Source organism: Mesorhizobium xinjiangense, from assembly GCF_009749525.1.
Lineage (GTDB): Bacteria > Pseudomonadota > Alphaproteobacteria > Rhizobiales > Rhizobiaceae > Mangrovimarina > Mangrovimarina xinjiangensis.
This window is the reverse complement of record NZ_WOAC01000023.1, coordinates 25,467-40,091: the sequence shown is the minus strand read 5'-3', so window position 1 is coordinate 40,091 and position 14,625 is coordinate 25,467. Positions and strand designations below refer to the sequence as shown.

The 14,625-nt window shown below is 62.5% G+C and carries 12 protein-coding genes; 5 read left to right on the top strand and 7 right to left on the bottom strand.

From position 1 onward, the window contains the following. The first annotated feature begins 44 nt into the window (after positions 1-44). The gene (erpA, locus tag GM909_RS20895) at positions 45-395 is read left to right on the top strand and encodes an iron-sulfur cluster insertion protein ErpA (RefSeq protein WP_157019157.1); all 351 of its coding nucleotides are present in this window, start codon (positions 45-47) and stop codon (positions 393-395) included. Between the two features lie 60 nt (positions 396-455). Here the strand turns inward: erpA and GM909_RS20890 are convergent, their stop codons facing one another. Beyond that, entirely contained in the window at positions 456-1,826 is a 1,371-nt protein-coding gene (locus GM909_RS20890) for a uracil-xanthine permease family protein (RefSeq protein WP_157019156.1), read from the bottom strand. A gap of 123 nt (positions 1,827-1,949) precedes the next feature. On the opposite strand from GM909_RS20890, the gene xth reads away from it, so the two are divergent. Both xth and GM909_RS25840 read left to right on the top strand, forming a co-directional pair. Continuing rightward, complete coding sequence (gene xth / locus GM909_RS20885; protein WP_157019155.1) at positions 1,950-2,744, top strand: exodeoxyribonuclease III; 795 nt, start codon at positions 1,950-1,952, stop codon at positions 2,742-2,744. A gap of 107 nt (positions 2,745-2,851) precedes the next feature. Next, complete coding sequence (locus GM909_RS25840) at positions 2,852-3,190, top strand: hypothetical protein (protein WP_198174333.1); 339 nt, start codon at positions 2,852-2,854, stop codon at positions 3,188-3,190. A gap of 26 nt (positions 3,191-3,216) precedes the next feature. Here GM909_RS25840 and GM909_RS20875 read toward each other — a convergent pair whose 3' ends face one another. From GM909_RS20875 to GM909_RS20850, 6 genes are all read right to left on the bottom strand, one after another. Next, on the bottom strand, positions 3,217-4,014 hold the full coding sequence (locus tag GM909_RS20875) for a tetratricopeptide repeat protein (RefSeq protein ID WP_157019154.1): 798 nt from the start codon (positions 4,012-4,014) through the stop codon (positions 3,217-3,219). Then, a complete protein-coding gene (gene ilvD / locus GM909_RS20870) occupies positions 4,001-5,725 on the bottom strand; it encodes a dihydroxy-acid dehydratase (RefSeq protein ID WP_157019153.1) in 1,725 nt (574 codons plus the stop codon). The genes GM909_RS20875 and ilvD overlap by 14 nt, the downstream gene beginning before the upstream one ends. Positions 5,726-5,956: 231 nt before the next feature. After that, on the bottom strand, positions 5,957-6,886 hold the full coding sequence (locus tag GM909_RS20865; RefSeq protein WP_235912003.1) for a TerC family protein: 930 nt from the start codon (positions 6,884-6,886) through the stop codon (positions 5,957-5,959). A 261-nt stretch (positions 6,887-7,147) separates the two neighbouring features. Then, entirely contained in the window at positions 7,148-9,931 is a 2,784-nt protein-coding gene (locus tag GM909_RS20860) for a valine--tRNA ligase (RefSeq protein ID WP_157019152.1), read from the bottom strand. Between the two features lie 148 nt (positions 9,932-10,079). After that, positions 10,080-10,865, bottom strand: a complete 786-nt coding sequence (locus tag GM909_RS20855) for a PopZ family protein (RefSeq protein WP_157019151.1) — start codon at positions 10,863-10,865, stop codon at positions 10,080-10,082. A gap of 245 nt (positions 10,866-11,110) precedes the next feature. Continuing rightward, positions 11,111-11,743 (bottom strand): invasion associated locus B family protein, encoded by a 633-nt coding sequence (locus GM909_RS20850; RefSeq protein ID WP_407941332.1) that lies wholly within the window; start codon positions 11,741-11,743, stop codon positions 11,111-11,113. 278 nt (positions 11,744-12,021) lie between these two features. Between GM909_RS20850 and GM909_RS20845 the strand changes: the two genes are divergently transcribed. Together GM909_RS20845 and GM909_RS20840 are read left to right on the top strand one after the other, a co-directional pair. After that, a complete protein-coding gene (locus tag GM909_RS20845) occupies positions 12,022-13,824 on the top strand; it encodes an extracellular solute-binding protein (protein ID WP_157019150.1) in 1,803 nt (600 codons plus the stop codon). A gap of 105 nt (positions 13,825-13,929) precedes the next feature. Further along, entirely contained in the window at positions 13,930-14,610 is a 681-nt protein-coding gene (locus tag GM909_RS20840; RefSeq protein WP_157019149.1) for a DsbA family oxidoreductase, read from the top strand. Positions 14,611-14,625: the final 15 nt, after the last annotated feature.

The window sequence follows — 14,625 nt, the reverse complement described above, 5'->3', positions numbered from 1 at the left end:
ACCGCTTCATACCTATTGGTGGAATGCGAATGCAAGGTGACGCCATGGGCGCTGATGCGAAGATTTCCATGAAGGGCGTTGAGGTAACCGACGCGGCTGCCAACCAGATCGCCAGGATCATTGCGGGCGAACCCGACAAGACGGCGCTGCGCGTGTCGGTCGAGGGCGGCGGCTGCTCGGGCTTTTCCTACAAGTTCGATCTGGTGGACGAGCGCAGCGAAGACGACACGGCGTTCGAGAAGAACGGCGCCACGGTGCTGATCGACGACATCTCGCTTGTCTATATGGGCGGCTCGGTGATCGATTTCGTCGACGACCTGATGGGCCAGTCCTTCCAGATCAGGAACCCCAACGCCGTCGCCTCCTGCGGCTGCGGCACCAGCTTTTCCATCTGAAGCCGGACAGATCCGACAGTGCGAAGCCGTCCCAAGGGACGGCTTCTTCATTGGCAGTTCTCAATCGAGTTCCTGCGGCAGGACCAGATTGAGCACGATGGCCAGTCCCGCCGCGGGCAGAAGTCCCGAGGTCAGCAGGATCTGCACTGTCTGCGGCAGATGCTGCAGCGCGCCCGGCTCGAGTTGAAGCCCCAGTCCGACCGACAGCGAGACGGCGAAGATGACCATGTTGCGGCGGTTCCAGTCGACCTCCGACAGCATGTTGACGCCGGCCGCGCACACCATGCCGAACATGACGATCACGCCGCCGCCAAGCACCGTGATCGGCACTGTGGAGATGATCGCACCGATCTTGGGGACAAGGCCGCAGACGATGAGAAAGATGGCGCCACATGTGACGACATGGCGGCTCATGACGCCCGTCATGGAAATGAGGCCGACATTCTGGCTGAACGACGTGTTGGGCAGACCGCCGAAGATGCCGGCGATCGCGGTGCCCAGACCGTCGGCATAGGTAGCGCCTGAAATCTCCTTGTCGGTCGCCTCGCGCCCGGCCCCGCCCTTGGTGATGCCGGAGACGTCGCCCACCGTTTCGATGGCGGAGATGACGGCCATGAAGCACATGCCGATTATGGCGGCCGCGCTCAGATCAAATCCCCACATGAACGGCACGGGCAGCGCCACCCATCCGGCACCGCCGACATTGTCAAAGCTCACCATGCCCATGGCGAGCGCCACCACATAGCCGGCGATAAGGCCGAGCAGAACAGCGGCAATCGACCACATGCCCTTGGCGAAGAATTTCAGCAGGAGCGTAACGACCACGACGACCAGGGCCACGCTCCAATTGGCCAGGCTGCCATATTCCGGCTTGCCGATCAGTGGCACACCGCCGGCCGCGTACTGGATGCCGACCTTGATCAGCGCCAGGCCGATCATCAGAACGATCAGGCCGGTGACCAGCGGCGGCAGGCAGAAGCGCAGCCGTCCGATGAAGCTGCCCAGGATAAAATGGAAAATTCCGCCGATGACGACACCGCCCATCAGCGCGCCCATGCCGGCCAGCCCCTGACCGGCGACGATCGGGATCATGATCGGCAGAAAGGCAAAGCTCGTGCCCTGCACGATGGGCAGTCGCCCGCCAACCGGCCCCATGCCGATGGTCTGGAACAGTGTCGCAATGCCGGCAAACAGCATCGACATCTGGATCATGTAGATGAGATTGGGAAAATCCGGCGAGTTCGAACCAAATCCGAAGCCCGCTGCGCCGGCCACGATGATGGCCGGCGTGACGTTGGAAACGAACATGGCCATGACGTGCTGGATGCCGAGTGGAACGGCCTGCGCCAATGGCGGCGTGTAGTCAGGATCCTTCAGGAGCAGTTTGAGATCCGCGCTCCGCTCGTCGGAACTGATTGACGTGTCTGTCATGCTGTGCAACCCCTCTGATGCAACGTGCCCCTTGTTTTGTCTTTGTTGTCGGGGATCACGGAGCATCCCCGAAACGCGCGCCGTCGACCATCAAGTTCATTTTGAAAGACAGACAAGGCTTTCATGAAAATCGCTACCTGGAACATCAACGGCGTGAAGGCGCGGATCGACAATCTCGTCGAGTGGCTCGGCGCCAGCCAGCCCGATATTGCCTGCCTGCAGGAGATCAAGTCGGTCGACGAGCAGTTTCCACGGCTCGAGATCGAAGCGCTCGGCTACAATGTCGAGACACATGGCCAAAAAGGTTTCAACGGCGTGGCGATCGTGTCGAAACAGCCGTTCGACGAGGTCATCCGCCGCCTGCCCGGCGACGACAGCGATGAGCAGGCGCGTTTCATGGAAGGTGTGTTTTCCACCGACAAGGGCGCGCTGCGGGTCGTCTCGCTCTACCTGCCGAACGGCAATCCGCTCGGCAGCGAGAAGTTTCCGTACAAGCTCGGCTGGATGAAGCGTCTGCAGGACTGGGCCGATGCGCGCCTCGAGCTCGAAGAACCGCTGGTGCTGGCCGGCGACTACAATGTCATCCTCGAGCCGGAGGATGCGAAGAATCCGGACGCATGGCTGGACGACGCACTTTTTCAGCCGGAAAGCCGCGGCGCCTTGCGAAAACTCGCCTGGACCGGTTTCACCGATGCCGTGCGCGCGGCAAACGACCAGACCGGTCTCTACAGCTTCTGGGATTATCAGGGCGGAGCCTGGCAAAAGAACAACGGCATCCGCATCGATCATCTGATGCTTTCGCCGGAAGCCGCCAACCGGCTCGTCGGTGCGGGCATCGAAAAGCATGTCAGGGCATGGGAAAAGCCTTCCGATCATGTCCCCGTCACGGTCGAGCTCGATCTGGCCGCGGCTGCCTGAACATGTCCCGCTCAAACGGTGACGTTTGAGCGAAAGGTACATGTTCCGGCATATTGACCTGGCGCGCGTCGATGGCCGTGCGCGCACGGCCGTGATATTATTCCAACATGAAACCGCTTACCGGCGTGGTGCTGTTCCTGACCACGGCAGCGTTTGCGGGCACATTGCCCGCCGCAGCCGATTGCCAGTGCGCGGCCAACGGCACGCGCTACGAGCAGGGTGCGGTCGCCTGTCTCACCTTGCCGGACGGCAAGCTTCTCGCCCGATGCGGCAAGGTGCTCAACAATTCATCGTGGAAGAAGCTGCAGGATGGATGTCCGCTCAGCCTCGCGCCATCGGATCCCGCGAGATCGACCGTGGCCACCGCGCAATCCCTTGCAGATTCTGTGGCCCTTGCAGATTCTGTGGCCCTTGCAGATTCTGTGGCGAAGCCGCGTCCTGACTGAATTCTACCCGGCCGCCCGTAGGGACCTCACTCAATCCCGTTTTGGACATAGGTCTGCGCCAGGGCAATCGCGGTGCGGCGATCGGACTCTCCGGCCAGCGCGAAGGCCTGCTCCTGCATGCCGCGGATCCAGCCCTGGTCACTCGGGCCGGCGATCTCGAGGGCCGAAGTCATCATTGCGAGACCCTTGACGACCTTGCCACTTTGGAAGAGCAGGTTGCCGAGCGTCGCCTGCGCGCCGGCATGGCCTTTTTCGGCCGCCAGTTGCAGCCAGCGGCCCGCCTGCTGAACATTGGACTTCACACCTTCCCCGTTCAGGAACATGCGGCCGATCTCGTACTGTGCTTGCGGGTTGCGGTAGGTCGCGGCGGCCCGCATGTAGAATTCCTGCGCCTCAAGCGGGTTCGCCTCGACCGGCGTGCCCGGAATGCCGCTGCGCAGATAGCCTGCGACCGCGACCAGCGCGTCCGAAACATAGCTTTCCTCAGCGCTGCCGGGCTCGACGTCCTCACGGATGATCTGGGTGAACGCCTTGAAGGCCTCGTAATCGTTGCGCTCGACCCCGTCGCCCTCAGCATACATGCGCGCCAGTTTCCAGCGCGCGCCGATCTGGCCGTTCTCGGCCGCGTAGCGATAGGCCTCGACTGCCTGGTCCTTGTGTCCCTGCTTGTAGGCGCTGAAGCCGAAACGGAACACCGCCCAGGGGCTCCGGTCCTTCTCCTTGAGCGATTGCGGATCGAAAGCCCGCGCCGGAGCCGTCACAGCGAAGGTCCCGGCCACGGCTGCAAGCAGCATCATCATTCTGAATGATCTAAATATCGGCATAGCAATGTTTTTCTTTTGCGCCACCGGGATGCGTCACCGCCCCGTCGCGCGCAGAACCTACCGTTTGCGCATATTTCCAGATCGCGCCGCTTTCGTAGTCCGTCTCACGCGGTTTCCACGCCTTGGCGCGCTTTGCCAGTTCATCGTCGTCCAGGGCAACGTCGATGGTGCCGGCGACGGCGTCGATGGTGACGACGTCGCCATCCTTCAACAGGGCAATGGGTCCGCCGGCAGCAGCTTCCGGGCCGACATGGCCGATGCAGAACCCGCGCGTGGCACCCGAAAAACGACCGTCGGTGATCAGCGCCACCTTGCCGCCCATGCCCTGTCCGTATAGGGCGGCCGTGGTCGCCAGCATCTCGCGCATGCCCGGACCGCCTTTCGGCCCTTCATAACGGATCACAAGCACATCGCCTTCCTTGTAGAGGCGCTTCGAGACCGCCTCGAAGCACTCTTCCTCCGAATCGAAACAGCGCACCGGGCCCGAGAATTTCAGTACCGCCATGCCGGCGACCTTCACGATCGCCCCTTCCGGCGCAAGATTACCCTTCAGACCAACGACGCCGCCGGTCTTCGTGATGGGCCTCGAGGCCGGATGCACAACATCCTGTTCATCGTTCCAGGCAACATGCTCCATGTTTTCGGCCAAAGTGCGGCCTGTCACCGTTGGGCAATCGCCGTGCAGATAGCCATTGTCGAGCAGGGTCTTCATCAGCAAGGGTATGCCGCCGGCCTCGAACATGTGCTTGGCGAGATATTTGCCGCCCGGTTTCAAATCGGCGATGTAGGGCGTGCGCTTGAAGATCTCGGCGACGTCGAACAGATCGAACTCGATGCCTGCCTCATGGGCGATAGCCGGCAGATGCAGCGCCGCGTTGGTCGAGCCGCCGGAAGCGGAGACGACGGCGGCGGCGTTTTCGAGCGATTTCCGGGTGACGATATCGCGCGGGCGGATCTGCCTGGCGATGAGTTCCATCACCTTCTCGCCGGCCGCAAAGTTGAACCTGTCGCGCATCTCATAGGGTGCCGGCGCGCCGCATGAATATGGCAGCGCGAGGCCCATCGCCTCGGCCACGGTGGCCATGGTGTTGGCGGTGAACTGGGCCCCGCACGAGCCGGCCGAAGGACAGGCCGCCTGCTCGATCTCAAGCAAATCGTCGTCGCTGATCGTACCGACCGAGTGCTGGCCGACCGCCTCGAACACGTCCTGCACGCTGATTTCGCGCCCGCGGTAGCTGCCGGGCAGGATCGAGCCGCCATAGATGAAGACCGAGGGGACGTTAAGGCGCACCATCGCCATCATCATCCCGGGCAGGGATTTGTCGCATCCGGCCAGGCCGACCAGCGCATCGTAGCAATGGCCGCGCATGGTCAGTTCGACCGAGTCGGCGATGACCTCGCGCGACACCAGCGACGCCTTCATGCCCTGATGGCCCATGGCGATACCGTCGGTCACGGTAATGGTGCAGAATTCGCGCGGCGTGCCTTTCGCGGCCGCCACGCCCTTCTTGACCACCTGGGCCTGGCGCATCAACGAAATATTGCACGGCGCGGCCTCGTTCCAGCAACTCGCCACGCCGACCAGCGGCTGAGCGATCTCCGCCTGCGATAGCCCCATGGCATAGAGATAGGACCGGTGCGGCGCGCGAGCGGGGCCTTCCGTGACATGCCTGCTGGGTAGTCTGGCCTTCGATATCGCTTTCGCGTCCATATTGTGCTCTGCCGCTCTGTCCCGCGGCTTGTTCCTGACGCCGCGCGCTCCATACGCGCCGCCGACAGCCTATGCCGTGCGAGTCCATTATGGCGGCAACGGGGCAAGACCGTCGGCCAGTGCTATAGCGGAAAGCTTCTTACGAGACTGTTGCCAAACCGCAACAAATGGCGGGAAGCGTGCACATCCCAGTCATGGCCCCGTCAAGGGCCCGTCATGGGCCCAGCGCGATCACCTGGCTTCCGATGAACTCTTCTCGCGGGTCAGCACCGAGGCGGCGACCGACCCCAGGATCAGCGCCATGGTGACCAGGAGTGCGACGACCGACGGGATCTCGTAGAAATGCGCCAGGAGCATCTTGCAGCCGATGAAGATCAGCACCAGAGAAAGCCCGATCTTCAACAGATGGAACTCGCGCATCATGCCCGAAAGCACGAAGAACAGCGCCCTGAGCCCCATGATCGCGAAGACATTGGACGAAAAGACGATGAAAGGATCGTTGGAGATGGCAAGGACGGCGGGGATGGAGTCGACGGCGAAGACGAGGTCCGTCAATTCGACGGTCGCCAGCACGACGAAGAGCGGCGTCATGTAGAGCAGCCCGTTGCGCCAGACGAAAAACTTCGACCCCTGATACTCGCTGGTCACGCGGCCTGTCCTGCGCAGCCATTTGACGATCCGGCTGTCGCCGGGATCAATGGTTTCCTCGCGCGAGACAAGCATCTTGTAGCCCGAAAAGACGAGCAATGCGCCAAGCGCCATTCCGATGAAGAAGAATTTGTCGACCAGTTTCACGCCGGGCACGATCAGCGACAGACGCATGACGATCGCACCGACGATGCCGTAAAACAGCACGCGATACTGCGCTTCCGGCGGAACCTTGAAATAGGCGAAGATCAACGCAATGACGAAGATGTTGTCGAGCGACAGCGACTGCTCGACCAGATAGCCCGTCAGGAATTCCGAACCGCGCTGAGCTCCGGCGAAATAAAACACACCGCCGGCAAAAATCATGGCGAGCGTCACGTAGCCTGCGACCGTCATGCAGGCTTCCCGGCCGGATATCACATGGTCTTTACGGTGAAGAACGAAGAGGTCGAATACGAGAATGACGGCAACAAACGCCAGAAAGCCGGGCCATAGGCACTCTTGCAGGGGCATGGATTGAAAGATTTCAAATAGCGCTGCGTCTGCGCGATCGCCTTCGGTCCGACATCACAGGCGACGCCTCGCCTGCCAGAGGGGCCCGGCCCGGGTGACGGAACTTATGTGCGCCGGGCTCTGCCTTCTTTCAAGAGGCGGGGATGTTTTTTTACATAACAATCAGTCGCAAGGCAGAACGGACGACCGCAGACGGCCGGGCCATCACGTCGCCCCGCCCCCGGCCCGTTGCAGGGCCGGGTGAGCGTGCGACGCGCGCGTTCAGTCGGCCTCGCGCACCCTTCCAAGGGCAGTCTCCAGCTTGCCGCGCGCGTCGGCAAGCTCGGCAAGCTTCTCGCGCTCGCCTTCAACGACGTCTTGCGCCGCCTTGGCAACGAATTGCGGATTGGCAAGCTTCTTCTCGATGCGCGCCATGTCGCCGGTCGTCTTGGCAAGCGCCTTTTCCAGCCGCGCGGCCTCGGCATCGAGGTCGATCAGGTCTCCCAGCGGCAGACAGGCCGTTGCCTCGCCGGCCACGATCTGTGCCGAGGCCCTGGGTGCCGCGTCGTCGAAGCCGAGCTCGCCGATGCGGGCCAGGCGGCGTATGGCCGGATCGTGCCGGCCTACGCGCTCGCGCGTCGTCGCGTTGGCGCCCACGATGACGAGCGGAGCGATAGCAGATGGCGGCACGTTCATTTCCGAGCGCACCGAACGGATGCCGCTGACGAGTTCGACGAGCCAGTTGATCTCGGCCGCTGCATCCTCGTCCTCGAGACCGGCTTCAGGCCATGCGGTCAGGCACAGGAGATCATCGCGCGAACGCCCCTCGCCCGCCGTCAGCGCCCACAACTCTTCGGTGATGAAGGGCATCATGGGATGCAGGAGCTTGTAGATCTCGTCGAGCACATAGGCCATGCAGGCCTGGCTTTCGGCCTTTGCCGCCTCGTCCTGGCCGGCGAATACGGGCTTCAGGAGCTCGACATACCAATCGCAGAACAGATTCCAGACGAAGCCGTAGGCCGCGCCGGCCGCCTCGTTGAACCTGTAGCTCTCAATGCCGCCCGTCACCTTGCGCACGGTACGCGACAGTTCCGTCAGGATCCAGCGATTGACCGTGAGCTTCGCGTCCTGCGGCCGGAAATCGGGATTGAGGGCGGCGCCGTTGAGCTGGCCGAACCGGGTCGCGTTCCACAGCTTGGTGCCAAAATTGCGGTAGCCGGCGATTCGTGCCGGATCGAGTTTCACGTCGCGTCCCTGCGCGGCCATGATGGACAGGGTGAAACGCAGCGCGTCGGCCCCGTATTCGTCGATCAGTTCCAGCGGATCGATGACGTTGCCCTTCGACTTCGACATCTTGGCGCCGTTCTTGTCGCGAACGAGCGCGTGCACATAGACGGTGTGAAAGGGCTCCTCGTCCATGAAGTGAAGCCCCATCATCATCATGCGGGCCACCCAGAAGAAGATGATGTCGAACCCGGTCACGAGGACGGAGGTCGGATAGTAGGTCTTCAATTCGGGCGTCTGCCGCGGCCAGCCCAGCGTGGAGAACGGCCACAGTGCCGAGGAAAACCATGTGTCCAGAACGTCCTCATCGCGCGTGAGGATGTCGCCGGGCTCGAAATTCTCGAGCCTGTCCTCGACCCAGGATTTCCACGGGCCCTCAAGCGCCAGATAATATTCGACGGCGTCATCGAGGGCTTCCTTGTCGGTCTTGGCAACGAAGACGTGGCCGTCCGGCCCGTACCAGGCCGGGATCTGATGGCCCCACCAGAGCTGGCGCGAGATGCACCAGGGCTGAATATTCTCCATCCACTCGAAATAGGTCTTTTCCCAGTTCTTCGGGACGAAATTCGTGCGCTCCTCGCGCACCGAGGCGATGGCCGGCCGGGCCAGCGTCTTGGCATCGACATACCATTGGTCGGTCAGGAAGGGCTCGATCGGCACGCCGCCGCGGTCGCCATGCGGAACCGTGTGCCTGTGCGGCTCGGTTTGAGCGAGCATTGCGCCCTCTTCCATGATCTTGACGATCGCCTTGCGCGCCTCGAAGCGGTCGAGCCCGTCGAGCTCCTTCCACAGTCGGCGCTGCGCCGCTGTCGGCTCGAGGCCATCCAGAAAGTCCTCGTTGTTTAGAAGCGTGACCGCCGCTTCGGGCGTCATGACATTGACAGCCTTGAGGCCATTGCGCTTGCCGACCTCGAAGTCGTTGAAATCATGCGCCGGCGTGATCTTGACGGCGCCGGTGCCCTTCTCCGGGTCGGAATATTCGTCGGCAACGATCGGGATGCTGCGCCCGACAATGGGCAACACGACGTTGCGGCCGATCAGGTGCTTGTAGCGTTCGTCGCCGGGGTGCACCGCCACGCCGGTATCGCCCAGCATGGTTTCCGGCCGGGTCGTGGCGACGGTGATGAATGTCGCGAGGTTCTCCGGGTCAAAGCGCTCGCCTTCGATCGGATAGCGGAAATGCCACAGATGGCCGTCGACCTCGTGCTGCTCGACCTCGAGGTCGGAAATGGCGGTCAAAAGCTTCGGGTCCCAGTTGACCAGCCGCTTGTCCTTGTAGATCAGCCCCTGCTTGTAGAGCGAGACAAAGACCTCGATGACGGCCTCTGACAGCCCCTCGTCCATCGTAAAGCGCTCGCGCGACCAGTCGCAGGAAGCGCCGAGGCGCTTCAACTGGTTCATGATGGCGCCGCCGGACTCGTCCTTCCACTCCCAGACCCTTTCGACAAACTTTTCGCGGCCGAGGTCGCGGCGATGCTCCTGGCGCTCCGTCAGCTTGCGCTCGACCACCATCTGCGTGGCGATGCCGGCATGATCCATGCCCGGCTGCCACAGCACGTTCTTGCCGCGCATGCGCTCGAAGCGCACCAGGATGTCCTGCAGCGTGTTGTTGAGCGCGTGCCCCATATGCAGCGAGCCGGTCACATTGGGCGGCGGGATGACGATGGTGAAGGCTTCCGCGCCGGGCTTCGAACCGGCGCCCGCCCGAAAGGCGTCCGCCGCTTCCCAGATCTGTCCGATCCTGGGTTCGACCGCCTTGGCGTCATAGGTCTTTTCAAGCATATGGGTCGTCCGCGAATGGGAGAAGTCTGGCAGGGTGTAAACCGGATGGCTGCCGGCAAGTCAACTGCGTGCGAAGACCGGGCAAGCAACGCCGAACGCCGCCCGCAGGCGGCGCACAAACGTGACAGGCAGAAAGGAGATCGTCCGCTCAGTCGGCGTGACCGCGCGCAACCCGCTCGATTTCCTCGCGCACCAGGCGCTCGACCAGCGTCGGCAGATTGTTGTCCAGCCATTCCTGGAGCATCGGACGCATCATTTCGGCCGCGATTTCATCAAAACTTCTCCGCCGGCCGGCGGCAAACACTTCGGATAGTTCATCAAACGCCGCCGAGACCTGCCGGCCCGCCTGTTCGGATATGATCGAACCGAGATTGCCCTGTCCCGCCGGTGCCGGAGCGAGGGCGCGGCCGGTCGCATCTTGCGCGGCCTGCAATCCTTGCGGCGCCGGCGTTTCGACGCCTTCTGCCGCCGGCAGAGCAACGTCCATTTCCTCGTCCAAGGCCATGTTGTTCTCGCGCGGCGCAGCCGCCTTGTCTCCCCTCGGCTCGCTTTCATGCTCATGTGGCTGCGCGGCAGGGGCCTCCGTCGCGAACCGGCCGAACGTCCCGGGCGCGTCTGCGTCCGTCGCCACGGCGGCAGTCTCGTTCGGCAAGGGCGAAGACGTGTGCGCCTGATCGACCTGCGCGCTTTCGGATGTCGGGCCGTCCTGGCGCTCCGCGGCGTCGGCGGGCTGATTCAACTCGGCCGAGAAACTGCGCATGTCGCTTTCCGCAGCGGATTCGTCATATGTCGCCGTCGCGGGAGCGTCCGGTTTGTGCACCTGGTCGCTGTCCTCGATGATGCGCCGGATCGACGCCAATATCTCTTCCATTGAGGGTTCGCGCTGTGCGCCGTCTGTCTGAGGCCCGATCGATTCCGCCGCCTGGACTGCCATCTATGCATCCCCTTGTCCGTTCGAGAATCATCCCGAATCAACAGGAATGCTAACCGAGCGAACGGGGTGTGAGAATCCCCTTGCGGGCAACCCGCCCCGTTTCACACAGATTACGTCGTGTAAACGGTCCGCGCGGCGGTTCGACCGAGCGCCCCGATGGCACAAAAAGAAAGAGCGGAGACAACGCCCCGCCCTTTCGCAAATTCCTGCCTGTTTCCTGATTTGGAGCTCAGGCTCGCGGCCGATCAGTTCGCAGCCTTCGCCTTTTCCTGCTCTTCCTTGAGTTTCTTGGCGAAGTCCTCGTTGTTCTTGTTGACGAACTCCTGGAGCTTCTGCTGACGCTCCTGCAGGTCGGATTGCTGCATCGGCGGTCCGTCAAAGGCATCGGTGAAGCCCTGGAGCGACACGTTGATCGGATTCGGCTGGTTCTGGAAGTTCACCGAGGTGAGCCTCAGCTCCGACCCCTTCTTGAACGAGTTGACCAGCGTATCGGTCAGCGGCACTTCTGCAACGCAGCGGTCCGGAAAGCAGATTGCATAGTCGACCTTCTGGGCCTTGCCGCCATCGATCTGCAGGCCGATGCCAGGCGGGATCATACGACCGGAGGGAACGGTGACCTGGAAAACCTTGCGGTTCACCTTGCCCTTCACCTCGATCAGGCTGACGCCGGTCACCAACTGGCCCGAGTTTGCGAGAACGATATTCTGTATGTTGCAGATATCGATATCTTCCTGCTTGGAGCAGGCCTTGAACCAGCCCTTGGGCACCTGGGGCTGCTGCTGCTGCGCGGCGGCCGGCGCGGCGCCGACGGCAAGGAAGGCAGCGAGGCCGGTCGCCATGGCCAGATATCGGCTCGCCGTGCTTTTGCAATGTTTCATCGTGTGGTGTTCCTCTCGCATGCTCCTGGGCGCCCGGCATATGGTGCGTGCCCGCTACCTGTTGATCAAATGAGGCAACAGCAAGGCCCGCCGCCACACAGACTCGCCGAGCCAGAACTCATAGGCCTGTTACACCGGCAGGGCAGTTGAATCCAGTCCATCTCCCAATTTATGCCACATCGGACAGGTTGTTGCGGTGGGTTACAGGCCGGCATGCTACCGTGCGCGGCGAATCGCAGCCACCGAAGGCGAATTGCAGCCCCTGACTTGTCGGGATCATGAAGACCCTCCACACCCTCCTGCTTGCCAGCCTGTGCATCGTCGTGACCGCAATGGCCGCGGCCGCACAGCCGAGCCACGCCATTGCCATGCACGGCGAGCCGGCACTCGGCGCCGACTTTTCCCATTTGCCTTATGCCAATCCCGACGCGCCGAAGGGCGGCACGATCAACTATGCCGTCCAGGGCACCTTCGACAGCGTCAATCCCTACATCGTGCAGGGCTCGGGCGCGCGCGGCGTCGTCGACCTCGTCTTCGGCAACCTCGTCTTCGACAGCCTGATGATGCGTTCCTACGACGAGCCGTTCACGCTCTATCCACTCATCGCGAAGACGGTCGAAACAGACGAGGAGCGCAGCTTCGTCGAGTTCCAGCTCGACCGGCGGGCGCGGTTCTCAGACGGTGAACCGGTAACGCCGCAGGACGTGATCTTCACGTTGGAGCTGCTGCGCGACAAGGGCTTGCCGCGCTATCGAACGACGATCGACAAGATCGAGCGGATTGAAATGGCAGCCCCCAACGGGGTGCGGCTTGTCTTCAAGGAGCCCGATCGCGAGCTGCCGCTCATTCTCGGTCTGATGCCAGTCTTGCCCAAGCATGCAATCGACGCTGAAACCTTCGATCGCTCGACGCTCAAGCCGATGATCGGCAGCGGGCCCTATCGGATCGAGATGGTCCGTCCGGGTGAACTGATCACCTTTCGCCGCAATGAGGACTATTGGGCCAGGGACATTTCCTCCAAGCGCGGCTTCGACAATTACGACGAGATCCGCATCAACTATTTCCGCGACGAGAACACGCTGTTCGAGGCGTTCAAGAAGGGGCTGATCGACATCCATATCGAAAACAGCGCCTCGCGCTGGTCGAGCGAGTATGATTTTCCGGCGGTCACTTCCGGCGCAGTCGTCAAGGAGAGTTTCAGGAGTGGGCTGCCGTCCGGCATGCATGGCTTCGTACTCAACACGCGCCGCCCGGTATTCCAGAACCGCAAGCTCAGACGGGCGCTTGCCGGGCTGTTCGATTTCGAATGGGCCAACCGCAACCTGTTCTCCGGCGTCTATACAAGGACGAAGAGCTACTGGGACGGCTCAGAACTCTCCTCCCACGGCCGACCGGCCAGCGACAAGGAGCGCGAATTTCTGGCCGATTTTCCCGATGCCGTCGCCCCCTCGATCATGGCGGGCGAGTGGTCGCCGCCGTCGTCGGACGGAAGCGGACGCGATCGCGCATTCCTGAGGCACGGCTATGAGGCGCTCAAGCATGCCGGCTACCAAATGGAAGAAGGACGCATGGTCGACGCGAACGGGCGGCCACTGTCCTTCGAAATCATGCTCAAGGCCAAAAGCGGCGAAGAACTGGCACTGGCCTGGCAGCGCACCCTGTCGCGTCTTGGCATCCAGACGACATTGCGCTCGGCCGATGCGGCGCAATACCAGCAGCGCCTCATCACCTTCGACTATGATGTCATCCTGTATACCTATCCCTCCTCGCTGTCGCCCGGCGTGGAGCAAGTCGGCCGGTGGGGTAGCGTCGCTCGCGACGCCAATGGCTCGTGGAACTTCGCCGGTGTCGCCGAACCCGCCGTGGACGCCATGATCGATGCGCTGCTGAACGCGCGCTCGCGGGCCGATTTCGTCGAGGCGGTGCGCGCCTATGATCGCGTATTGTTGAGCGGCGCATGGGTTGTCCCGCTCTATCATCGTGATGAACAATGGCTGGCACGGTGGTCGCGCATTGCCCACCCCGACGTCACGCCGCTTTACGGGTATCAACTGACGACCTGGTGGCGCAGTCCCGGATAGCGCCTGATTCCAACATTTGCCCTCAGGGCCGATGCAAATGGGATGCAAATGTTGGAAACGGACCACTAGAATCGCAGACGGCCAATCCCACGAAAGGCTGCCGACATGACCGACAAGACGACAATCGACATCGACGTTGTATCCGACGTGGTCTGCCCGTGGTGCTTCATCGGCCAGAAGCGGCTCGACCGTGCCATGGCGATCGTTGACGAAGCGGATTTCGCAGTGCGCTGGCGGCCCTTCCAGCTCGATCCGTCAATCCCGCCCGAAGGCTACGACCGCAAATCCTATATGCTGGCGAAGTTCGGCGACGAGGCGCGGTTGCGCCAGGTGCACGACACCGTCCGGGAGGCCGGCAGCGCAGAAGGCATCGCCTTCGATCTAGACAGGATAGAGGTGTCGCCCAACACGCTCGACGCGCATCGCCTCATCCGCTGGGCGGGATCGGCCGGACTGGAGGTTCAGAACATCCTGGTGCGGCGGCTGTTCAAGCTCTATTTCGAAGAAGGCCGCAATGTCGGCGACCGCGACATGCTGATTGAAGCTGCGCGCGACAGCGGCATGGATATCGCAGTGGTGGAGACGTTGCTGCCGACCGATTCCGACAAGGAGGCGGTCCGCGAGGAGATCGCCACCGCCGCCCAAATGGGCGTTCGTGGCGTTCCCTGCTTTCTCATCGAGGGAAAGTTCGCCGTCATGGGCGCGCAGGACGCCGAGACGCTCGCCGACGCCTTCAGGCAGATCGGGACAGCCAAGGCGCGTGGCGAGTTGGAAAAGCTGGTCTGACGTTCCGCACAGCCG

What these genes read in the sequence shown, in the direction of transcription:
- xth (WP_157019155.1), top strand. Translation starts at nt 1,950, where the DNA reads ATGAAAATCGCTACCTGGAACATCAACGGCGTGAAGGCGCGGATCGAC.
- GM909_RS20850 (WP_407941332.1), bottom strand. Translation starts at nt 11,743, where the DNA reads ATGAAACATTGCAAAAGCACGGCGAGCCGATATCTGGCCATGGCGACC.
- GM909_RS20865 (WP_235912003.1), bottom strand. Translation starts at nt 6,886, where the DNA reads ATGCCCCTGCAAGAGTGCCTATGGCCCGGCTTTCTGGCGTTTGTTGCC.
- GM909_RS20890 (WP_157019156.1), bottom strand. Translation starts at nt 1,826, where the DNA reads ATGACAGACACGTCAATCAGTTCCGACGAGCGGAGCGCGGATCTCAAA.
- GM909_RS25840 (WP_198174333.1), top strand. Translation starts at nt 2,852, where the DNA reads ATGAAACCGCTTACCGGCGTGGTGCTGTTCCTGACCACGGCAGCGTTT.
- GM909_RS20860 (WP_157019152.1), bottom strand. Translation starts at nt 9,931, where the DNA reads ATGCTTGAAAAGACCTATGACGCCAAGGCGGTCGAACCCAGGATCGGA.
- erpA (WP_157019157.1), top strand. Translation starts at nt 45, where the DNA reads ATGGGCGCTGATGCGAAGATTTCCATGAAGGGCGTTGAGGTAACCGAC.
- GM909_RS20855 (WP_157019151.1), bottom strand. Translation starts at nt 10,865, where the DNA reads ATGGCAGTCCAGGCGGCGGAATCGATCGGGCCTCAGACAGACGGCGCA.
- GM909_RS20845 (WP_157019150.1), top strand. Translation starts at nt 12,022, where the DNA reads ATGAAGACCCTCCACACCCTCCTGCTTGCCAGCCTGTGCATCGTCGTG.
- GM909_RS20875 (WP_157019154.1), bottom strand. Translation starts at nt 4,014, where the DNA reads ATGCCGATATTTAGATCATTCAGAATGATGATGCTGCTTGCAGCCGTG.
- ilvD (WP_157019153.1), bottom strand. Translation starts at nt 5,725, where the DNA reads ATGGACGCGAAAGCGATATCGAAGGCCAGACTACCCAGCAGGCATGTC.
- GM909_RS20840 (WP_157019149.1), top strand. Translation starts at nt 13,930, where the DNA reads ATGACCGACAAGACGACAATCGACATCGACGTTGTATCCGACGTGGTC.